The organism is Pseudomonas sp. NFACC51 (assembly GCF_900103575.1).
Classification (GTDB): domain Bacteria; phylum Pseudomonadota; class Gammaproteobacteria; order Pseudomonadales; family Pseudomonadaceae; genus Aquipseudomonas; species Aquipseudomonas fluorescens_Q.
In genome coordinates, this window is the sequence record NZ_FMXH01000001.1 from 760,417 (window position 1) to 781,362 (window position 20,946).

Consider the following 20,946-nt stretch of genomic DNA (forward strand, 5'->3'; position numbering starts at 1 on the left):
CGTGAACGAAGTCGTTCGTTATCTGCAAGGCTTGCGTCTTGAGCGCAGGTACTTGGAAGAAATGAGGTGAGGGTTGGGGACAGGCTTGATGCTGTCCCCAAAGGCAATGCCATTGCGTCAGTAGACCCTGTAGTACTTCACGACGTCATCGACGAAATAGATGGTCAATACCGAACCCTGGGTCTGGCTTTGGCCCGCTTTCGTGCCGGTCACACTGCTGAGGTCGTTGGCCACGGTTTGTGCCTTGGACAGTTGTGCCGAGGTGTCGTACATCTTCAGGCGCGTCTCGGGCGACACGTACTTGTGGGCCAGCTTCATGTACTTATCCAGGCCCTCATCACTCTTTTCATAGGTCCAGTTCGACTCGTTGCTGGTACTGGTCGAATTGAGCTCTTCATTCGTCGGCGCGCCGAACATTTGAGTGATCTGGCCTTTTGTCGTCTTGCCCGGAATGATCGTTTGCTTGAGGTAAGAGACGTCGTATTTTTGGGCACCCTGATTCAAGGCGCCCATCAAGTTACCCAAGTCGCCGGTGTTTGCACAACCGTTCAGTACGCCCGCCAGCATGCACAGCGTCATTCCATTTCTAAGTGTTTTTCCATATTTGAAGGACATGATGACTTACCTTGAGTTGATGTCAGGACCATTCCATTTCAACCGTGCAACGGTGAAGTTGACCCAGCATTGCGCCGCCTATCGATTTATTAAATCCATAGGCTTCGCATGTCATGACGTTTCAATAGGTACAGTGATACTGCACGGCGCATGGCATGTTGGCTTTCTTTATATTTGGCTGTTCGAACAGCCTTTTTATGGAGCGTCCACAGCTTAGGGGGAGCGTACTGGGCGAAGCTATAGTACAAGTGTGCTATGGCCCCGGAGATGGGCCGGCACGGAGGGTGATGCTCAATTAATATTCGCCGCCGTTATACATTCAATTGTCTTGTTTTCCCGGCCATCCACCATTGCTTGGGAAGTTGGAAAACTGCGCCGCAGCCGCCGCGCGCGTGGGCACACCCAGGGATTTGAGCAGGCTTGAGACATGGATGCGCACCGTGAACGGGGAGATACCCAGGTCCCGGGCTATCTCCTTGTTGGTCTTGCCGGCGGCGATCAAGCCAAGCACTTGCCGTTGGCGCGCGGTCAGTTGGGAAAGTGCATCGTCCAGGATCGCGTTTTCGGCTTGATACTTCACCACCACTTCGCCTTCGCGTATTGCCATGATGGCGTCGGCAATTGCGGCGGGGTCGATATTCTTGCCGATGAATCCGTCGGCACCCAGCGCTATCACCTGGGAAATAACATCGACATCATCCACCATTGAAACCACAATGATCGAGGTGCGTTTGAACTCACCGCGCAACTGGCCGATGACTTGCAACGATTTGATCCCGGGAAAGCGCAAGTCGAGTATCAGGGAGTCCACTTCCACTCCGGAGCGTGCCAGCGCCAATACTTCGTCCAGATTTCCAGCCTGTTCTATGGATGCTGTCGGTATGAGTCGTTCAATGGTTCTCAGCATACCTTCGCGAAACAAAGGGTGGTCATCTGCCACAATTACTCTGCACGTCATGCTTCAGATCCTTCTGATCTTCCAGTTCACGAATCGTAACCTAAACTGCCCCCTTGGGTTTCAAGTTTGAAACAACCTTTCATGTTGGAATAATCCAGTGACCATGACGGAAAAGAATAGCGAGCTTGATCAGGCTACCTTGAGATTGACGGTCGGGGCCTGTGCAGCGCTCTACATCATTGTGGTGGCCTTTCTGGCCAGCGACTTCGAAACCTATGTACCGATCCTGTGGTACATGACCTTTTTCTTCGGCACCGCTATCCCTCTGCGCATGGCGGTCAAGCGCTGGCCCGGGCACTTCTTCCTGCGTCGTCTTTTTGCCATGACACTGGATTATGCCAGTCTTGCCTTTGCCTTGATCGTGGGTGGGGAGGGTACGCTACCGGTGTACGCTGCATTGCTCTGGGTCACGTTGGGCAATGGCATGCGCTTCGGCTCGCGCTACCTGGCGCTGGCAACCGTTATCGCGTTGTCGACCCTGGTGGTGATTTTCCTGCTCACGCCGTTCTGGCGTGGTCAACCCTATCTGTTCCTGACGCTGATCGTCACCACCATCGTGGTGCCCGCCTACGCGCATATCCTGCTGACCCGAACCCGCATCGCTTCGGAAGAGGCGATTGCCGCGAACCAGGAGAAGTCCCGCTTCCTGGCCCAGGCCAGCCATGACTTGCGCCAACCGATTCACTCGATCGGCTTGTTCACCGCCTGCCTGCGCGATGCCCGGTTGGGCCAGGAAGAGTTGCGACTGGTGGACAACATCGACCGTTCGTTGCACATCGTCTCGCAACTGTTTCGCTCGATCCTCGATATCTACACCCTCGATAACGGGCAGCTTGAACCGCAGGCCGAACCCGTACACCTGGGCACACTGCTTCAAGATGTGGTCAAGCAGAACACCGAAGCGGCCCGCTGGGCCGGCGTCGAGTTGCGCCTGCGGCCTTGCCGGCATTGGGTCAATGTCAACGCCGGCCTGTTGGCGACCATGGTGCAGAACCTGGTCTCCAACACGCTCAAATATGCCTCCGGCCAACCGGTGTTGATCGGCGTGCGTCCGAAAGGCAGTGGCCTGGCCATCGTCATCTATGACAAGGGCCGGGGCATTGCCGCCGAACACCTGCCCGAGGTGTTCAAGGAGTTCTATCGGGTGCGTCACGTTCGTGACAAGGACGTCGAGGGGCTGGGCCTGGGGTTGTCCATCGTCAAGCGAATCAGCCACCTGATCAATCTGGACATCCAACTGGACTCCCGGCTCGGCAGGGGCACTCGCGCCATGATCCAGGGGCTGGAAACGGTCGCGCCAAGGGCGATGGTGGACAGGCCGGTGTCCACGCACAGCCGTTTGCAAGGCTTGCGGGTGTGCCTGGTAGAGGATGACGCCAACGTGCTGATGGCGACATCCGCGCTATTGGAGAGGTGGGGGTGCGAAGTGGAAACCCACAGTGACGGAGTGGGCGTGACCAGTGACTGCGACATCATCATTGCCGACTTCGACCTGGGCACGAAGGTCTCCGGTTCCGAATGCATCGCCGCGATTCGCGAACAACGGGGCTGGGAAGTCCCCGCCATGATCATGACCGGCCATGAAATCGAGAGAATCCGCCATGCGCTGCACCACATGAACATTTCGATCCTGGCCAAGCCCGTGCGACCGCCGGAGTTGCGGGCGACCTTGCTCGAGCTGACCAAGAACTTTTCCAGCATCAGGACGTGATCGCCGTCCGGGCCATTGCTCGTTCTTCCACCATTCCATTTTATGAAACGGTGGATTGCAGTTTGTGCGTATTCCTGCGCCGTCGCTTTGGGCAGAAGATGACTCCAGCCACTTGCACAGCCGTGCAAACGAAGGCGGAGAATCCCCAACCGTAGCGCACTGGCGCAGGCGTTCATGCTGCGAGCGCGAGGAGTAGCTGATGGACGTAGCCTTGCAAGCAAAAACCTCGCCCTGGCACGAAGGAGAGCTGGCCTTGCAGCGCTCCGTCGGGGCAGTCGACATGATGGCCAGTGTCGGTCAACGGCAACTGGCGCGTACCTGGATGCCGGACCAGCATCGGGAGTTCTACGCCCAACTGCCTTTCGTGGTGCTGGGGGCGGTGGATCGGCAAGGCGACGTCTGGGCGACCCTGCGCTCGGGACAACCGGGCTTCATGAGCTCACCCGATCCGCAGACCCTGCACATCCAACTCGAACCTGAGCCGAACGACCCGGCCCAGGAGGGCTTGGGCGAGGGCGATGCCATCGGGATGCTGGGGATCGAGTTGCACACCCGCAGACGCAACCGCATGAACGGTGTCGTACGTCGCCAGATCGACCCGGGGCTCGAGATTTCAGTGAGCCAGGCGTATGGCAACTGCCCTCGCTACATCAACTTGCGCCAGTACCACTTCGTCGATGCGCAGGCCGTTGCGCCGCGTCAACTGACCCTGTCCGACCCGCTGGTGCGGCGCCTGGTGACGGCGGCCGATTCGTTCTATATCGCCACCTACGTGGTACGCGATGGCGAGCGGCAGGTCGATGCTTCCCACCGTGGTGGCAAGCCAGGGTTTGTGCGCATGGATGAAGATGGATCGCTGACCATCCCGGACTTTTCCGGCAACCTGTTTTTCAACACGCTGGGCAACATCCTGCTCAATCCACGGGCAGGGCTGGTGTTCGTCGATTTTCGGACGGGCGATCTGCTGCAAATGAGTGGCTCGGCGCAAGTCCTGCTGGACGACCCCGAGATCAGCGCGTTCCAGGGCGCCGAGCGGCTGCTGCGCTTTATCCCGCAACGCATCGTGTATCGCCCAGCAGCCATTGCGCTGCGCTGGAAGGATCAGGACGAAGGCGACTCGCCCAATTCAATGATGACAGGCAGTTGGGAGCAGGCCGCCGAGCGCTTGCAGGCCGAGGCGCTGCGTAGCCGCTGGCGGGCGTTGCGTGTTGCGCGGGTGGTGGATGAAAGCCACAACATTCGCTCGTTCTACTTGCAGGCGAGCGATGGCTTGGGTTTGCCCCGGTTTGAAGCCGGGCAACATTTGCCGGTGAGGATCTTGTTGGAGGGGCAGAGCGCTCCATCGATCCGGACCTACAGCGTATCCAGTGCGCCGTCGGATGATTTCCTGCGTATCAGCGTCAAGCGCGATGGCTCGGTGTCGTCCCACCTGCATGATCAGGTGCAGGCGCTGCACGAGATTGAGGCGCGGGCGCCTCAGGGCCATTTCACCGTCCAGGCCACCGAGCGGCGTCCGTTGGTCTTGCTGGCAGCGGGGGTAGGTATCACGCCGTTGTTGTCGATGTTGCGCGAGGTGGTGTACCAGGGCCTACGCATCAGCCGCATGCGCCCGGTCTGGCTGGTGCAAAGCGCTCGTTCGGTGGCCGATCTGGCTTTCCGTGACGAGATCGACGAACTGGCCGCCCGTGCCGGCGACAAGCTACAGGTTCTGCGCCTGGTCAGCCAGCCACCCACTGATGGAGGGAGCGCTGAGGGCTATGACCTGGCCGGCAGGATCGATGTGGAACTGCTCAAGAAGCTGCTGCCGCTCAACGACTACGACTTCTATTTGTGCGGGCCGGGCAGCTTTACCCAGGCGTTGTACGACGGGCTGCGCAAACTGCGCATCCCTGACGATCGCATCCACGCGGAAACCTTCGGGCCCTCGACGCTTGTGCGAGATCTCGAAGTGAGCATGCCGGCGCCGGAGCAAGTGCCGGCCGCGAATGAAGCGGTGAAGGTCTTGTTCGCCAGTTCCGGCAAGGAGGCACGTTGGGAGCCAGGCAGTGGGACGCTGCTGGAGCTGGCCGAAGCGCGCGGCCTTAACCCGGAATTCAGTTGCCGCGGCGGTTCCTGCGGCACCTGCAAAACCCGCTTGAGCCGCGGCCAGGTGCATTACCTGAGCCAGCCGGCCGAACCGGTCGGCGAAGGTGAAGTGCTGATCTGTTGCGCCGTACCGGCCCAGGGGAGCGAGCCGTTGGTGCTGGAGGTCTAGTGGCCTGTGTGGCTGATTCGTGTACGCGAATTAACCGTACAGGCCACTAGGCTGACCGCCCGACTGTTTCACTGGATGAAATGCTGGATTGTAGAAGCTGGTTATTCCGCTGTCCGGGACAGGAGCAGAGGATAGCGCCATCGACGCGATCACCGCTTCGAGCCCAAAACAACATGGAGTACGTCATGTCTGAGAAAGCGATCAAACTTTATCGCCACCCGCTGTCGGGGCACGCCCATCGTGTCGAGCTGATGCTCTCGCTGCTTGGCTTGCCAACCGAGTTGATATTCGTGGACTTGATGAAAGGTGAGCACAAGACTCCGGAGTTTCTCGCCATCAACAGCTTTGGCCAGGTGCCGGTGATTGACGATAACGGCACCGTCCTGGCCGACTCGAACGCGATCCTGGTCTACCTTGCGACCAAGTATGGCAAGGGGCAATGGCTGCCCAGTGATTCGCTTGCCCAGGCGCGGGTGCAGCGCTGGCTGTCGGTGGCGGCGGGCCAGATCAACCAGGGGCCGGCCAACGCCCGGTTGATCACCGTGTTCGGCGCCGGCTATGACGCCGAAGACGCCATCAAGCGCTCCCATGCCCTGTTGAAGGTGATGGAGACGGAGTTGGGCCAAAGCCGGTTCCTGGCCGGTGAGCAACCAACCATCGCTGATGTGGCCGCGTACACTTACGTGTCCCATGCGCCGGAAGGCAACGTCGCGCTGACCGACTACCCGAATGTCCGGGCCTGGCTGGGCAGCATCGAAGCCTTGCCGAATTTCGTCGGCATGCAACGTACCGCCAAGGGCTTGCAGCAAGCCTGATTCAAACCGCGGGTGCTTGTCGGGGGGCATCTTCCGGCAAGTCCATTCAAGCCACGTGCCCTCAAGACTGGACCACCCATGGATCGCTTTCAGGAAATGCAGGTTTTCATGGCGGTGGCCGAGGAGGAAGGGTTCGCCGCTGCTGCCCGCCGACTGCGTATCTCCCCGCCAAGCGTGACGCGCGCCATTGCGGCGATGGAGGAGCGGATCGGCACCCAGCTGTTGTCGCGCACCACCCGCAAGGTGTACTTGACCGAAGCGGGGCAACGCTACCTGGAAGATTGCCGACGGATCCTGAGTGAGCTCGATGAAGCCGAGGAGGCTGCTGCCGGCAGTTATTCGATCCCCTGCGGGTATCTGACGGTCACCGCTCCGGTGCTGTTTGGCGAGCTGTACATCGCGCCTTTGCTGACGGATTACCTGGATCAATTTCCCTCGGTACACCTCAACGCCTTGTTGGTCGACCGCGTGGTGAACATCGCCGACGAAGGCATCGACGTGGCGATCCGCATCGGTCATTTGCAGGAAAACAATCAGCACGCCATCAAGGTTGGTGAAGTGCGCCAGGTGATTTGTGGCGCCCCGGCCTATTTCCAGCGACACGGACGGCCAACTCATCCTGGTGAGTTGAGCAAGGCCAACATCGTGATGTCTTCGGCCAGTCATTTGCTGAGCCACTGGCAGTTCATGGACGAGGCCAGTTCACTGAGCTTGCGCTTTGATCCACGCCTGGTGGTGACCGCGAATCAGGCGGCGATCAATATTGCCTGCCAGGGTTGGGGCGTCACCCGGGTCTTGTCCTATCAAGTAGCCCGGCAGGTCGCCGATGGGGAACTTGAGGTGGTGCTCAAGGCGTTCGAACCGCCAGCGTTGCCGATTCACGTGGTGTATCAGAAGAGCAATCGAGTGCCGGCCAAGGTGCGCACGTTCGTCGACTTTCTCGCTGATCGGTTGGGGGACGACGTCACGCTCAAGCCTGTCGTAAAAGGCCTCGCCTGATGGCTCGCCACCATGAAATGCTGATGTTCCATGGGCTGTCGCAGTGCCCCAGTCTCGCTTCGGCAGCCCAGCGCCTCAACGTTTCCGGACCGACCGTGATGCGTGCCATCGCTCGGTTGGAGGCGCGACTGGGTGTGCAGTTACTGTTGCGCAGCACGCGCGGGGTCGTGCTGACTGAGGCCGGGATCGGCTTCATGGCCGACTGTTCACGGATCCTCAGGGCGATTGACGAGGCCGAGGCATCGGCCAAGGGCTGGCATGTCCAGGCCCAAGGCAACCTGACGATCCTGTTGCCCTTGCTGTTCAGCCGCTATGTCATGGCCCCGGTGCTGGCCGGCTACATGGATCAGTACCCCGAGATCAGGATATTCGCCCACTACCACGATCGTTTTCCGAACATGCACGAGGAAGGGCTGGATGTGGCGGTGCTGGTGGGGCATTTGCCCAACTGCTCATTGATCGCACGACCGGTCGGCAGCGTTCGTTCACTCGTCTGCGCCAGTCCTGGCTACCTGGCGCTTCATGGTGAACCGGTTGTGCCGCAGGATCTGCACAATCATCGACTGATCGCCACGCAGGCCAACCAGGATTGGGTCCAGTGGCCTTTTCATCAGCCGGCCAGCGGCCTCAAGGCACGCACGCGGCTCAGCTGCGCCACGCTACAGACGGCCATCGATGCGGCGGCTCATGGGGCTGGGTTGATGCGCTGCTTGAACTATCCACTACACGACTATCTGAACAGCGGACGCTTGCGCCGGGTCTTGCAACCTTATGAGCCGCCATCGATACCGGTTCATGTGGTCTACCGCGAAAGAAGCAAGGCGCCGATGCGCGTGCGCAGCTTCGTGGATTACATCGTCGAGCGCCTGCGCGAGCACCCGGCCCTGCGAGCGGATGTTTCTTGAGTATCAGCTCGCGCTTGGGCTCAGGATCCCGCGGCGCACGCGTCCTGGCGCCTCGCCGAAGACTTCCTTGAATTTCTTGCTGAACGCGGCCTGGGATTGGTAGCCGACCTGTACGGCGATATCGCTTAGTCCCAAGTGTGAATGGCTGAGCAGGCTGAAGGCCAACTCCATGCGTACTTGCGTCAACAGCACCCACGGCGAGACGCCGGCCACCTTGACGAATGCGCGCATGAAATTGGCCCGGGACATGCTCGCGATGTCCGCCAGGCCTTGGATGGTCCATGCGTGCGCAGGGTCTGCCAACATGGCCTGCCAGGACCGGCCCAGACGTTTATCGCCGAGCAGGGCCAGCGAGCCGCTGTCCTGTCCCTGGCTGGCCAGATGCGCACGCAGAATCAGGGTGAACAGTGCCTGTGACAGGGCATCGAGCAGGAAGCGCGCGCCGACCTTATCCCCATCCGCTTCTGCGCGCATGACCTCCACCAGCGCCGGCAACGGCCCATTGGCTGGTAATGCGCCGCTGGGAATCACCAGGTATTCGGGCAAGACACCGAACAGCAACGAAGCCCGGTTGAAGTGAAAGCCCCCACAAAGCATGTCCAGCTCCGCGCTGGCGCCGCCAATGCGATGAATCGGCAAGGTGCCCCCGGTCACGATCCGGGGTGAGGTCGGCGTCACCGTTTTGCCAGGGCTGTGCATGACGTGAGGGGCACCGCGCGGCAACAGCAGGATGTCACCGGCGCGCATGGGCAAGCGCTGCCCATCGGCAAACTCGACGCGGCATTCGCCGGCCAGCACGATGTGATAGGGGGCTGTGCCCAGGGCTTGCTGCCCGTGATCCAGGGCCCAGTCGCCCTGGAACTGACAGCGCAGGTCCAGGCTGCCGCGCACGTTGGCCAGGCTGATGAGTTTATCGATCGCATTCATTTGAGCGTTTCGCCAAAAAACCTGAGCGCATTGAGCAAACCCGAGTGGCGCCAGGGTGAAAAACTGAGGGCGTCAAAACAGTACACCCAACCCACTCAGGAGTTAATGCCATGTTCAATAACTGGTCCGAATTGTTGCCCACCATTCAGAAAGCCTTTGGCGCGCTGGGCCGCAGCAACCCGAAAATGGTCAAGGCCTATATGGCGCTAGGGGAAGCCGCCAGCGAAAACAATGTACTCGATGCCAAGACTCGCGAACTGATCTCGATCGCCATCGCCGTCACCACTCGCTGCGACGGCTGCATCGCCGCCCACACGGACGCGGCGATCAAGGCCGGCGCGAGTCGCGAGGAGGTCGCAGCGGCCCTGGCAACTGCGATTTCGTTGAATGCGGGTGCGGCCTACATCTACTCGCTGCGGTCGCTTGAAGCGTATGACATGCTGAAAGCGCCGGTGTGATTTTCATCCGCTCCCACAGGGTTTTTGTGTGGTGTTCAGATGTTGTGAACACCCGAAGTCCCCTGTGGGAGCGGGCTTGCTCGCGAAGACGGTGTGTCAGTTTACGGTGATGTTGGATGTGCCGGCCTCATCGCGAGCAAGCTCGCTCACAGGATCAGGCTGACACTGCGCCGCCAGGCAATGAAACGTTGGATCGTCGTACCGATCGTCACAGGCCATGCATTACGTCTTGGCCGGCGAGTCGATCAGCCGACAAGTTCCCAGGAAATAAAACACACCACCGGCAACGATGAACAGGGCGAGCATGTAGAAGATGTAGTGAGGTGGCTGCGTTGCCAATACGACGCCACACAGCACCGGCCCGGAGGCGGCGCCGAGGTTGCCGAGATTCTGCGCAGCGTAGTACATGCCGCGCAGGTGGTCGGGCGCGATGTTGTCGATGAACATGTATTCGGTGGGGAAGACGATGATCTCTCCGACTGTGAACACCGCCATGGCGATCACCCAGAGCAGGAGGGTATCGGCCACGGCGAAGCCGGCCAAGCCGAGGATGAACAGACTCAGCCCCGCTGCCAGCCACAGGTTCAGATGCCGGTGGGAAATCTTTCGGCCAATGACGTATTGCAGGCTGATCACCATCAGCGCGTTGGTCGTCACAAGGGCGCTGATGATGCGGTAGGTGGACTGAGCTGTTGTAGTGACCACCAGGTACTGGGAGAGATAGGCCGTGAACTGGCCGAAGACCACCGCGCTGAGCAGGCCGCCGAGGGTGAAGCACACTAAGCGGTAATCGCGCAGCAGAAGCTTGCCCACGGCCAGGAAGGGAACGGGTTTAGCGCTTTCGCGAGCCAGCTCGCTCCTACAGTGGCTCGCATCGACGACCGCCAGGTCCCTGTCGCCCCAGACAAAATAAATCAGGCAGAACCCGGCACCCAGCATGCAGGACAATAGAAATGGCAAGCTGATGTCCAGATCGGCTATTCCCGCCCCGAGAAATGGCCCAACGGCATAGCCGATGTTGGTCAGGGTGTATTTGATCGAGAACGCTTCGCTGCGCTCGGCCACCGCGAGCAAGCTGCCGAATCCCGCCTTGACCGCGATATCGATCACGGCATAGGCCAGGTTGATCAGCACCAGGCAGCTGTAGAACAGCCAGAGATCGCGAGCCAGAAACGTTCCGAGAAACCCCGCCGTGAATAATCCGCTGAACCCCAGAATGAGTCGGTAGCTGGACACGTTGTCCACCAGGAATCCACCGTAGAGGCTCAACAGGGAACCGATGATCAATGTGCTGCCGATCACCAGGCCGATGTCGGCAACGTTCAATCCAAAGTTGCCCGACAGGTAGATGACCAGGTAGGGCAGTGTGATTGCCCGGGCCAGCGTCAGGATGAGTGACGCCCAGAGCAGCAGGTTGACTGACGCGGGGTAGTTTTTAAGGGTGGCGAGCATCCTTGCCTCATACGACCGGAGATGTTTATAGGGAGCAGCGTCGTCGCGCGGACGGATACGCGGCAGCCAAGCTTACTGAGGAAGCCAGTTCTGATTTATGATGCTTTTTCTTCAGTTGATTGAATTCAGTTCATGAATAAGGATGTCCATGTTTTCCTCGGAGCGATTGAAAGGGATCGATGTATTTGTCTGTGTCGCCGAGTCCGGCAGTTTCAAGGCTGCCGCTGAGCGGATGAGCCTGACCAGTTCTGCGATCAGCAAAAGCGTTGCTCGCCTGGAGAGCCGACTTGGGGTTCGACTGTTCGAACGTACGACTCGACGTGTTTCGCTGACGGATGCAGGACGCGCCTTTCTTCGCACCTGCACAGGCGTGCTCGCCGACCTGGAAGAGGCTGAGTGGTCGCTGCACGCTGAAAACACCGAGCCACGTGGCAGGGTTCGGATCGACCTACCGGGCGCCTTCGGCCGATCCCAGGTGCTGCCTATCGTCTTGCGATGCCTGCAGGACTTCCCGCAACTGGTGCCACACCTTTCCTTCTCCGACGGTTTTATCGATCCTGTGCAGGAAGGCGTGGACATCGTGATCCGTTTGGGAGGCGCGGACATTTGGCCGGCCACGTGGGGGCATCGCCACCTTGGCAGCGAATGGCATATTTTCTGTGCGTCCCCTGCGTATCTGGCCAGGCATGGCACGCCCCTGATCGACCTCGATCTGGAACATCACCAGTGCATCGCCTACGGTTGGCCGGATGGAAACGTCAGCCCCTGGAATTTTGCCGGGCGTCGGGGCGAAACGCTCAGGAAACAGGTCTCGCCAACGCTGGTGGTGGGCGATGGCGAGGGCCTGGTGATTGCGGTATTGGCGGGTTGCGGTATTGCCCAATTACCGTCCTGGTTGGTCCAGCGGCAACTGGATGAGGGGACGTTGGTTGAAGTGCTGCCGCAGTGGGCAACCGATGGAATGGCGATCAATCTTGCCTGGCAGAAAAACCGTGGGACGCTTCCCAAGGTCGCGGCTTTATTGGACGTGCTGACGGCCAGTTTGGCTCGGACGGCAGCAGGGCGGGGGCAACGACTCTAGAAGTTCTGCCTGTGGTGCCACGACTAAGTCGACACCGAATCATGGCAACAGACACAAAGCTTGTTGCCATCGAGATCTCGAAAGTAGGCGCCGTAATAGTCGGGGTGGTAGTGGGGTCTCAAGCCGGGTTCTCCCTCACACGTCCCACCCAGTGCCAGCGCTGTCGCGTAGCTGTTCCTCACGGCTTCCCGGTTGGGGGCAAGCAGAGCCACCATTTGTCCGTTGCCGGGTTCGTGCATCTTGCCGTCAAAGGGTTTTCCAATCACGAAAATCGGACGAGGTGAATGCTCGGCAATCCAGCCCGCCCAGCCTTTGTGGGCGTCGCTAAATTTCAATGTCAGGCCCAGCCCGGTCATGATTTTTGAATAGAACACGAAGGCGCGATCAAAATCGCCGATACCTAGAAACACGTGCGAGATCATAATGGCTACCGTTTTGCCTGTGGGCGTGAGGGTTGTTTGAAATTCCAGCCTACGCTGCCACAGGCATCATCCCGCTGCCAAGTCCGGGCGGTTAGTGCTTCGGCTCAGACGCCGGACGCCTGGCCTGCCGGGCTTCGGTGCCGACGACCAGCCAGATGCCAATCCCGGACACCGCCATCCCCGACACCATCTGCCATGAAAGCGGTTCGTCGAACATGACCCAGGCCCAGAGCATCGTAATGGGCGGGCTGAGGTACAGGACGCTGGCGACCCGGGTGGCGCTCGCGCGGCGCAGACACAGCCAGTAGAGCCCATAGCCGCCCATCGTCGACAGGCCCGCAGTCCACAAGACGCTCAGTGCAAAGCCGGTGCTGGGTATCGGGGCTAGGCTGCCATGGGCGGCTTCGACCAGGGCGAAGGCCAGGCCCGAAACGCAGCATTGCAGCCACAGGTTAGGCAACAGGCCCAGTGATTGCGCGCAGGGTAGGTATTTCTGCCACAGAGTCGCGACGGCGAGCGAGAGCATGCCAAGCAGCGGCAGGCCATAGGCCCACCAGGGCGCGTTGCCCCACGCCAGCGCGCCTTGGGTCACCAGCATGACGCCGAGCAGGCCGATAAGTAGGCCGGCCCAGACCTGCCAGGCCAGTCGTTGCTTGAGTACGCTCGCAGCCAACAGCGCCAGGCCCATCGGCAGCAGATCAGCGACTAGCGCGGCCAGGCCCGCCGGCACACCCAGCGCAATGCCTTGGGTGATACCGGCCAGGTAGCCCGCCATCGCCAGCAGGCCGATGCCGGCATTTTTCAACAGCACGACGGGCGAGGTTCGGCGCAGCGCTCTGGCGACGAAGGGCAACAGGACGAGTGTGACCACGACGCAACGCCAGAACACCACCAGCAATGCTGGCGCATAATCAATGGAAAAACGCGCGCCAACGAAGCCGGAGCTCCACGTCAGCAGCAACGCGGCTTCGAGCAGTGGCAATGGAATCAGCCAGTGCCAGTCGGGCTTGGGCAGTGAAGGGCAGCTCATCGATTTAGTCGGGTTCATGACCACAGGCTACGAAACCGACGTAATCTAATAAATCAAAATGTAATGCATCAGTACTTCACGAAGATTGAATCATGACGGCCATACTCGATATCGACTTGATCCGTACCTTTCATGCGGTGGCGCGAATCGGCAAATTCAGTGCGGCGGCAGAACAACTGCACAAAAGCCCGGCGGCGGTCAGCGTGCATATTCAGCGCCTGGAGGCGGTCGCTGGCGGGCGTTTGCTCAACCGGGACAATCAATCGGTATCCCTCACGGCGTTGGGCAAGCGTCTGCTCGTGGCGACGACGGAACTGCTGAGCACCCATGACCGGGTGCTGGCCGATCTGCACGGAGCCCGGCTGGCGGGACGCATTACGTTGGGGGTGCCGGATGAATACGCCGAGCATGTCATCCGCGACATCCTCCCGGCCTTCGCCGCCGCGTGGCCCAACGTGGTGCTGGAACTCAAGACCGCGCCAAGCTACGCGTTACGTGACCTGGTGCAGCGTGGCCAGCTCCAGGCAGCGGTCGTTGTGCAGCCGAAGGGTCAGGCCAGTGCTGGAGGGCAAGTGCTGGTTTCCACCACGCCGGTCTGGGTTGGTCCGGTCCACACGACGATGGCCCCGATGGCGCCACTGCCGTTGGCGGTGCATGCGGCGCAATGCCCTTATCGGCAAGCGATGATGGAGGCCCTCAGGCAAAGCGGCCGCAGGACCCGAGTCGTTCTGGAAAGCCCCTCCAACCAGGCCGTCAAGGCGTGTGTGGAGGCGGGGTTGGCGGTCAGCCTGATAGACCGTGCGCGCGTAACAGATGCCATGCAGATCCTCGAAGACCTTCCGGTCATCAAGGAGCACGAGGTGGTGTTCATGCGAGCCCAGGCGTCACACGGCGATGAGGCGGTGAACCTGCTTTCCCGTGCGATGCAACAGTATTTCCGGCTGTAGAAGCGGTCTAGGGACTGCTGCGCAGCCCAGCGGGAGCAAGCTCCCTCGCCACGGGGTTGCGCTCGTACTCAAAAATGAAGTCGAACGCTGCTTTTTGTGGCGAGGGAGCTTGCTCCCGCTGGGCTGCGCAGCAGCCCCAAGACAAGACCGAGCCTACTAAACGATCAAGCCGACAGCGGCGGCGTCCGCGGCGGGATCAGGCGTTTTGAACCGATCGATTCGAACGCCGAAGCCAGTCGCAATAACGTCGAATCGTCATAGGCGCGGCCAGCGAATGTCAGCCCGACGGGCATGCCGATATCCGCCATGATGCCCATCGGCACGGTGACCGTAGGCACGCCCAGATGGCGGATGGCAAGGTTGCCGTTGGCGACCCAGACCCCATTGCTCCAGGCGATATCGGCAGATGCCGGGTTGACGTCCGCATCCGCCGGCCCGACGTCGGCGACGGTCGGGAAGATCACCGCGTCCAGGCCCAGCCGCTCCATCCAGTCCTCCAGATCGATTCGACGTGTCTGTTCAAGCCCACGCAGGCCGTCGGGCAGGGTCGGGATCTGGTCCCACGGCGTGATACCCCGCTGGGCCATCTTCACGTACTCATCCATGCCGGCCGCCAGATCATCCTCCCGGTTGGGCAGGGTGCCCGGGTCGTGGGGGAAGATCTTCGGTCCGTCGACGTCGGCCAGGCGATTCAACTTCGGATCGCCGTTGGCCCGCAGGAAGTCATCGAATGCCCAGGCCGACAGGTCCCACAATTCATGGTGCAGGAACTCTTTGGAAACCAGGCCGCGGGTGAATACCGTAGGTGCGCCAGGACGATCGCCCTCGCAGTTGGACACCAGGGGGAAATCCACCTCGACCACTTCGGCGCCACAGGCCTCAAGCGCCTTGCGCGCTTGCTCCCAGAGCTCGATCACCGAGGCGCGGGTGATGATTCGCTGCCCCGTCGGGCCGCCGATGCCGGGGGCTTGGGCCGTGCCCGCCTCAGGGTCGGCGTTGATGTACATCCGAGGAACGCCGAACCGAACGCCTGCCAGCGCACTTGGGTTGCTGGCAAGGCTCGGATACGAGGCCGGACGAACTGAATCAACGCTCGGAATCGGTACCCAGGGTTGCAGGCGCCACAGGTCGCCACGGGTGTCCGGGTCCTCGGCGACCACCACGTCCAGCACTTCGAGCAGGTCGGCCATGGTCCTGGCGAAGGGCACGACGACGTCCATCGTCGGCGTCAACGGCCAGTTGCCACGCACCGAGATCACCCCGCGCGACGGCGTATACGCGCACAAGCCATTGTTCGACGCTGGACCGCGCCCGCTCGACCAGGTTTCTTCGGCAAGGCCGAACGCCGCGAAACTGGCGGCGGTTGCCGTGCCCGCACCGTTCGAAGAGCCGGAGGCAAACGGCGCGGTGAGGTAGTCGCCGTTGTACGGGCTCTCGGCACGGCCATACACCCCGCGCTGCATGCCGCCGTTGGCCATGGGCGGCATGTTGGTCTTGCCCAGGCAGATCGCCCCGGCGGCGCGAAGCCGTTCGATGGTGAACGCATCGCGATAAGCAACCAGGTCCTTGAACGCCGGGCTGCCGGAAGCGGCAGTGAGCCCCTTGACCAGGTAACTGTCCTTGGCCGTATAGGGAATGCCGTCAAGCGGCCCCAGGGTCTGGCCGCTGGCCCGACGGGCATCGCAGGCCTGGGCCTCTTTCAATGCATCGGGGTTGCGCACCACCACCGCGTTGAGGGCTGTGGGCGTGTCGGGGCCGTCGTAGGCATCAATCCTGGCGAGGTAGGCCTGGACAAGCGCCACCGCGGTCGTCTGGCCCGACTCCAGCGCAGCGCGCAATTGGCCAATGGAGGCTTCGGTGATTTCGATCATGCTGTTAGCGCCGCGGCAGAGGGATTGCGGGGTGTTCGGTTCCATTGAAGCTGCTCCTGAGACTTCAGGTCATCTCAAAGTGGATATTTATCGGACTTGCGCACTGTACTACGGAATAGCGATCAGGGGCAGTCGGGTTTTGACCGCACTGTCTCTCGAACGAGCGAAAATTTGCCACCTTCAGACTTCGTTAAGAAACGGCCTCGATACTTTCTCCCAATAGCCCGAGGGAGAACGTTGACCCATGCCCGATTTCGACTGGAACATCCGCCTGCCGCTGGCCTTCGGTGATGCCGGCCCGCCGGTTCGGCACTTGCACCGGGCCTTGCCGGGACAAGCCCGGCGAGCTGAGTTCGAGGCGTTCATCCAGCAGCGTTTTCGCCAGGTCCACGGTGCCGATATTCGTCACTTCATGCCGGAGCTGTTCGGGCTCGACGATGTCCATGGCACGCTCTGCGCAGCCGCTGGCGTGCGCCGGGCCGCCCAGGGGCCGCTGTTCCTCGAACATTATCTGGATAGCCTCATCGAGCCCTTGATCAGCGCCGCCGCCGATCGCGCGGTGGACCGCGCTGGCATCGTCGAGGTTGGCAACCTGGCCGCCAGCGACACGGGCAGCGCTCGGCTGAGCATCATAGCCATCACTTATCTGTTGGCCATGGGCGGCCTGGAGTGGGTTGCGTTCACTGGCAACATCGGCCTGGTCAACAGCTTCCATCGCCTGGGCCTCAAGCCTGTGACGCTGTGCCCGGCAGACCCGCAGCGCCTCGGCGAGGACCGTCATCTCTGGGGCCGCTACTACGAGAGCCAGCCGTGGGTTCACGTTGGAAACATCCGCGCCGGTTTCATTCATTTGCGCAATACCGGCGTGTTCAATCGCCTGGGACTGCCGACGGACCTCGGAGAAACCAGCCATGTCGCCTGAAATGGAACGCTTCAAGCGCACTCTGCGTGGTCATGCCGAGCGCAGGGGCCATGCCGTGGCACTGTGGGGCGACGGCTCGCAGCTCGACTACGCGACACTTTATTCCGAAGTGGTGTACCGCCAGCAACGCTTGCGCGATGAACACATCAGTGTTGTCGCCCTGGCTCTGGATAACGGCATCGAAGCGATGCTCTGGGACCTTGCCGCCCTGTTCGAAGGGCTGACCTGCGTCATCCTGCCCGGGTTTTTCAGCCAGGCTCAACGTCGGCACTGCCTGGAGCAGAGCCAGGCCGAGCGAGTGATTGCCGAGCCCGCATTCGAAGCGCAACTGCAAGCTGCCGGATACCAGCACAGTGGCGAGTTCTGGCGACGGCACTTCGACGGACCGAGCCGTCTGCCGGCAGGCACCGCCAAGCTGACGTTCACCTCTGGCACCACCGGCACGCCGAAGGGCGTCTGCCTGAGCGCCGACAGCCTGTTGCGGGTGGCCCGCGAACTGGAGCAGGCCAGCCAACCGGTCGAGGCCAGGCATCACCTGGCGTTACTGCCCCTGGCGATTTTGCTGGAAAACCTTGGCTGCTACGCGGCGTTGTATGCCGGCGCCATGCTGAGCCTGCCCAGCCAGAAAACCCTCGGCATCCAGGGCGCCAGTGGGGTCGACCCGACCCGGCTGCTGGGATGCCTGGCCGAGCGTCGGGCGCAGAGCCTGATCCTGGTTCCGCAGCTGCTGCTGATGTTGGTCATGGCTGCCGAACAAAAGATGTTCAACCCGCACATCGTGCGATTCGCCGCCGTTGGCGGGGCACGGGTGTCCCACGATTTGTTGCAGCGGGCCCAGCGTGTTGGCCTGCCGGTGTTTGAAGGCTATGGGCTGTCGGAATGCGCCTCGGTGGTCTGCCTCAATCGGCCACAGGCTCATCGCGCCGGCAGTGTCGGCCAGCCGCTGCCCCATGTGGAGATCCGCTTGGCCGATGATGGCGAAGTCCTGATCAAGGGTTCGATGCTGCTCGGTTACCTGGGTGAGCCACCGCATGCCAGCGAGTGGTGGCCCAGCGGCGACCTGGGTGAGTTCGACGAAGACGGTTTCCTTTACCTGCGCGGTCGCAAGAAGCATCAGTTCGTGACCAGTTTCGGTCGCAACGTGAACCCCGAATGGGTTGAAGCCGAACTCACCCAGGGCGGTGACATTGCCCAGGCCTTTGTCTATGGCGAAGCCATGCCGCACAACCATGCACTGCTCTGGCCCGCCCGGGCCGACTGCACGGATCAAACGCTGGAGCTGGCCGTGGCCAAGGCCAACGACACGCTGCCCGACTACGCGCGGGTCCATCGCTGGACGCGCCTGGACCAACCCTTCAGCGCTGCCAACGGCATGCTCACCGCCAATGGCCGGCCACGCCGGGAGGCCATCGTCGAGCATTACCGCGCGCAGCTCACTTCATCTGTCTTGTCCGAGGAATCCCCACATGAGTTTTTTTGACACGTTGCAAGAAGCCACCCAGCAAGAGCGCCAGGCGCTGTTCAATCTGCCGATCATCCGCGACGCCCTCGACGGCCAGGTCAGCCTCGCCAGTTACCGGGGTTTCCTGATCCAGGCGTATTACCACGTGCGCCACACCGTACCGCTGATGATGGCTTGCGGGGCGCGCCTGCCAGCGCATTTGGAATGGCTGCGCAAGGCCGTGTGCGAATACATCGACGAAGAGTACGGCCACGAGCAATGGGTGCTGGATGACATTGCCGTGTGCGGTGGCGATAAGGAAGCGGTGCGCAACGGTCAGCCGTCGTTGCCCATTGAGCTGATGGTCAGTTACCTCTACGACTTGATCGCCCGAGGCAACCCGGTGGGCCTGTTCGGCATGGTCAATGTGCTGGAAGGCACCAGTATCGCTCTGGCGACCCATGCCGCTGACAGCATCCGGCAGCGCCTGGAGTTGCCACCCACGGCGTTCAGCTACCTCAGCTCCCATGGTTCGCTCGACATCGAGCATATGCAGACCTATCGCGGCTTGATGAACCGGCTGGAGGATCCGGCGGACCAGGCTGCGGTAATCCGTGCTTCCAAGGTGGTGTACCGGTTGTACACCGACATGTTCCGCGGCCTGCCGCGTGACGGGGAGCATGAACATGCGCTTGTGTGATGCGCGTGTCGTGCTGACCGGCGCCAGTGGCGGAATCGGCCAGGCCATCGCCGCCGCCTTGTGCGCCAGTGGTGCGCGGGTGCTGGCCGTGGCCAGGCATCACGAAGCCTTGCAGCCGTTGCTGGAGCGTTATCCGCAGCACTTGAGCTGGGTCGAAGCCGACCTGACCTTCCTCGTCGACCGGCGCAAAGTACTGGTCGCCGCCGAGGCTCTGGGCGGTATCAACCTGCTGATCAATGCCGCCGGCGTGAACCACTTCGCCATGCTCGAACAACTCGACGACAGCGAGATCAACGCCATGCTGGCGCTGAACATCAGCGCGCCGATTTGCCTGACCAAACTGCTCTTGCCACTGCTCAAGCAGGCTGACAGTGCGATGGTGGTCAACGTTGGCTCGACCTATGGATCAATCGGCTACCCGGGCTATGCCAGCTACTGCGCCAGCAAGTTTGCCTTGCGCGGTTTTTCCGAAGCCTTGCGCCGGGAGTTGGCCGATACCCGTGTCGGGGTGCTCTACGTAGCGCCCCGGGCCACCCGTACCTCAATGAACAGCCCGGCGGTCGATGCGCTCAACCAAGCGCTCAAGGCCAACGTCGACGACCCGAAAACCGTGGCGGCGGCGGTGATCCACGCGATTATCGGCGACCGACGCGAGTTGTATCTGGGCTGGCCCGAACGCTTTTTCGTCGGCCTCAACAGCCTGCTGCCCAACCTGGTGGACCGTGGCCTGCGCAAGCAATTGCCACTGGTGCGCCGTCTCAGTCACAAACCCGAAAACGAGCATCTCAAGCCATGAAAAAAATCCTCGCTTGCCTGTTGATCGGCACCCTGAGCCAAAGCGTCTGGGCGTTGGAGGCGGCCGACCAGCAACGTCTCAGCGACATCCAGCAGAGTTGGGCCCATATTCAATATGAAGTGCCCGAAGGCCAACGTGCCGATGCGTTTGAAAAACTCGCCGTCCAGGCCTCGGCGTTCAAGCAGGAGCGCCAATCGGTGGCCGAAGCGTGGATCTGGTCTGGCATCGTCAACAGCAGTTGGGCCGGTGCCAAGGGGGGGATCGGTGCACTGGGCAAGGTCAAGGATGCCAAGGGCGACCTGGAAAAAGCCCTGACCCTGGACCCCAAGGCCCTGCAAGGCTCGGCCTATACCAGCCTCGGCGCACTCTACGACCGGGTGCCGGGCTGGCCCCTGGGTTTCGGCGACTCGGACAAGGCCGGGCAATTGCTCCAGCAGGCGTTGCAACTCAACCCGAACGGCATCGACAGCCTGTACTTTTGGGGCGATCACCTCTACCGTCAGAAGCGCTATAGCGAAGCCAAGGCAGCGTTGCAAAAAGCCTTGCAGGCAGCACCGCGGCCGGGTCGGGAAACGGCTGATGCCGGGCGTCGCAAGGAGATCGACGCCTTACTGGTGGATGTGAACAAGCAACTGAACTGAC

The 20,946-nt window shown here is 61.3% G+C and carries 20 protein-coding genes; 13 read left to right on the forward strand and 7 right to left on the reverse strand.

The window, feature by feature from the left end:
* Positions 1–117: 117 nt before the first annotated feature.
* Together BLT00_RS03225 and BLT00_RS03230 are read right to left on the reverse strand one after the other, a co-directional pair.
* Positions 118–615 (reverse strand): hypothetical protein, encoded by a 498-nt coding sequence (locus tag BLT00_RS03225; protein ID WP_092141838.1) that lies wholly within the window; start codon positions 613–615, stop codon positions 118–120.
* A gap of 319 nt (positions 616–934) precedes the next feature.
* Positions 935–1,573 (reverse strand): response regulator, encoded by a 639-nt coding sequence (locus BLT00_RS03230; protein WP_092141835.1) that lies wholly within the window; start codon positions 1,571–1,573, stop codon positions 935–937.
* Positions 1,574–1,676: 103 nt separating this feature from the next.
* Here BLT00_RS03230 and BLT00_RS03235 point away from each other — a divergent pair, with 103 nt between their 5' ends.
* The 5 genes from BLT00_RS03235 (at position 1,677) to BLT00_RS03255 (ending at position 8,257) form a co-directional block, all read left to right on the forward strand.
* Positions 1,677–3,284 carry an ATP-binding response regulator gene (locus BLT00_RS03235; protein WP_092142714.1) on the forward strand — a complete coding sequence of 536 codons (1,608 nt, stop codon included), beginning with the start codon at positions 1,677–1,679 and terminating at the stop codon, positions 3,282–3,284.
* Positions 3,285–3,483: 199 nt separating this feature from the next.
* Positions 3,484–5,538, forward strand: a complete 2,055-nt coding sequence (locus BLT00_RS03240) for a 2Fe-2S iron-sulfur cluster-binding protein (RefSeq protein ID WP_092141832.1) — start codon at positions 3,484–3,486, stop codon at positions 5,536–5,538.
* Positions 5,539–5,723: 185 nt separating this feature from the next.
* The gene (locus tag BLT00_RS03245) at positions 5,724–6,353 is read left to right on the forward strand and encodes a glutathione S-transferase family protein (RefSeq protein ID WP_063321590.1); all 630 of its coding nucleotides are present in this window, start codon (positions 5,724–5,726) and stop codon (positions 6,351–6,353) included.
* 78 nt (positions 6,354–6,431) lie between these two features.
* Positions 6,432–7,352: a LysR family transcriptional regulator gene (locus tag BLT00_RS03250; RefSeq protein WP_063321589.1), complete on the forward strand. Its 921-nt coding sequence runs from the start codon at positions 6,432–6,434 to the stop codon at positions 7,350–7,352.
* Complete coding sequence (locus BLT00_RS03255; protein ID WP_092141829.1) at positions 7,352–8,257, forward strand: LysR family transcriptional regulator; 906 nt, start codon at positions 7,352–7,354, stop codon at positions 8,255–8,257. The genes BLT00_RS03250 and BLT00_RS03255 overlap by 1 nt, the downstream gene beginning before the upstream one ends.
* Positions 8,258–8,260: 3 nt before the next feature.
* On the opposite strand, the gene BLT00_RS03260 is transcribed toward BLT00_RS03255, so the two are convergent.
* Complete coding sequence (locus BLT00_RS03260) at positions 8,261–9,184, reverse strand: AraC family transcriptional regulator (protein WP_092141826.1); 924 nt, start codon at positions 9,182–9,184, stop codon at positions 8,261–8,263.
* A 110-nt stretch (positions 9,185–9,294) separates the two neighbouring features.
* Here BLT00_RS03260 and BLT00_RS03265 point away from each other — a divergent pair, with 110 nt between their 5' ends.
* Complete coding sequence (locus BLT00_RS03265; protein ID WP_003201101.1) at positions 9,295–9,642, forward strand: carboxymuconolactone decarboxylase family protein; 348 nt, start codon at positions 9,295–9,297, stop codon at positions 9,640–9,642.
* 222 nt (positions 9,643–9,864) lie between these two features.
* Here the strand turns inward: BLT00_RS03265 and BLT00_RS03270 are convergent, their stop codons facing one another.
* On the reverse strand, positions 9,865–11,094 hold the full coding sequence (locus BLT00_RS03270) for an MFS transporter (RefSeq protein ID WP_092141823.1): 1,230 nt from the start codon (positions 11,092–11,094) through the stop codon (positions 9,865–9,867).
* Between the two features lie 148 nt (positions 11,095–11,242).
* Between BLT00_RS03270 and BLT00_RS03275 the strand changes: the two genes are divergently transcribed.
* On the forward strand, positions 11,243–12,175 hold the full coding sequence (locus BLT00_RS03275) for a LysR family transcriptional regulator (RefSeq protein WP_092142711.1): 933 nt from the start codon (positions 11,243–11,245) through the stop codon (positions 12,173–12,175).
* Positions 12,176–12,198: 23 nt separating this feature from the next.
* Here the strand turns inward: BLT00_RS03275 and BLT00_RS03280 are convergent, their stop codons facing one another.
* Together BLT00_RS03280 and BLT00_RS03285 are read right to left on the reverse strand one after the other, a co-directional pair.
* Entirely contained in the window at positions 12,199–12,597 is a 399-nt protein-coding gene (locus tag BLT00_RS03280) for a VOC family protein (protein WP_092141820.1), read from the reverse strand.
* A 91-nt stretch (positions 12,598–12,688) separates the two neighbouring features.
* A complete protein-coding gene (locus tag BLT00_RS03285; RefSeq protein ID WP_092141817.1) occupies positions 12,689–13,645 on the reverse strand; it encodes a DMT family transporter in 957 nt (318 codons plus the stop codon).
* 74 nt (positions 13,646–13,719) lie between these two features.
* Here BLT00_RS03285 and BLT00_RS03290 point away from each other — a divergent pair, with 74 nt between their 5' ends.
* The gene (locus BLT00_RS03290; RefSeq protein WP_092141814.1) at positions 13,720–14,574 is read left to right on the forward strand and encodes a LysR family transcriptional regulator; all 855 of its coding nucleotides are present in this window, start codon (positions 13,720–13,722) and stop codon (positions 14,572–14,574) included.
* Between the two features lie 164 nt (positions 14,575–14,738).
* Here BLT00_RS03290 and BLT00_RS03295 read toward each other — a convergent pair whose 3' ends face one another.
* Complete coding sequence (locus tag BLT00_RS03295) at positions 14,739–16,445, reverse strand: amidase (protein WP_092142709.1); 1,707 nt, start codon at positions 16,443–16,445, stop codon at positions 14,739–14,741.
* Positions 16,446–16,689: 244 nt separating this feature from the next.
* Here BLT00_RS03295 and BLT00_RS03300 point away from each other — a divergent pair, with 244 nt between their 5' ends.
* Genes BLT00_RS03300 through BLT00_RS03320 form a run of 5 tightly spaced genes read left to right on the forward strand, consistent with a single transcriptional unit; the run spans position 16,690 to position 20,945 of the window.
* Complete coding sequence (locus BLT00_RS03300; protein WP_092141811.1) at positions 16,690–17,367, forward strand: thermostable hemolysin; 678 nt, start codon at positions 16,690–16,692, stop codon at positions 17,365–17,367.
* Positions 17,357–18,847 carry an AMP-binding protein gene (locus BLT00_RS03305; RefSeq protein ID WP_092141808.1) on the forward strand — a complete coding sequence of 497 codons (1,491 nt, stop codon included), beginning with the start codon at positions 17,357–17,359 and terminating at the stop codon, positions 18,845–18,847. The genes BLT00_RS03300 and BLT00_RS03305 overlap by 11 nt, the downstream gene beginning before the upstream one ends.
* Positions 18,834–19,508, forward strand: coding sequence for an iron-containing redox enzyme family protein (locus tag BLT00_RS03310; RefSeq protein ID WP_092141805.1), 675 nt, complete (start codon positions 18,834–18,836; stop codon positions 19,506–19,508). Before BLT00_RS03305 ends, BLT00_RS03310 begins: the two co-directional genes overlap by 14 nt.
* The gene (locus tag BLT00_RS03315; protein WP_092141802.1) at positions 19,495–20,304 is read left to right on the forward strand and encodes an SDR family oxidoreductase; all 810 of its coding nucleotides are present in this window, start codon (positions 19,495–19,497) and stop codon (positions 20,302–20,304) included. Before BLT00_RS03310 ends, BLT00_RS03315 begins: the two co-directional genes overlap by 14 nt.
* Positions 20,301–20,945: a tetratricopeptide repeat protein gene (locus BLT00_RS03320; RefSeq protein ID WP_092141799.1), complete on the forward strand. Its 645-nt coding sequence runs from the start codon at positions 20,301–20,303 to the stop codon at positions 20,943–20,945. The genes BLT00_RS03315 and BLT00_RS03320 overlap by 4 nt, the downstream gene beginning before the upstream one ends.
* The last annotated feature ends 1 nt before the right edge of the window (position 20,946 follow it).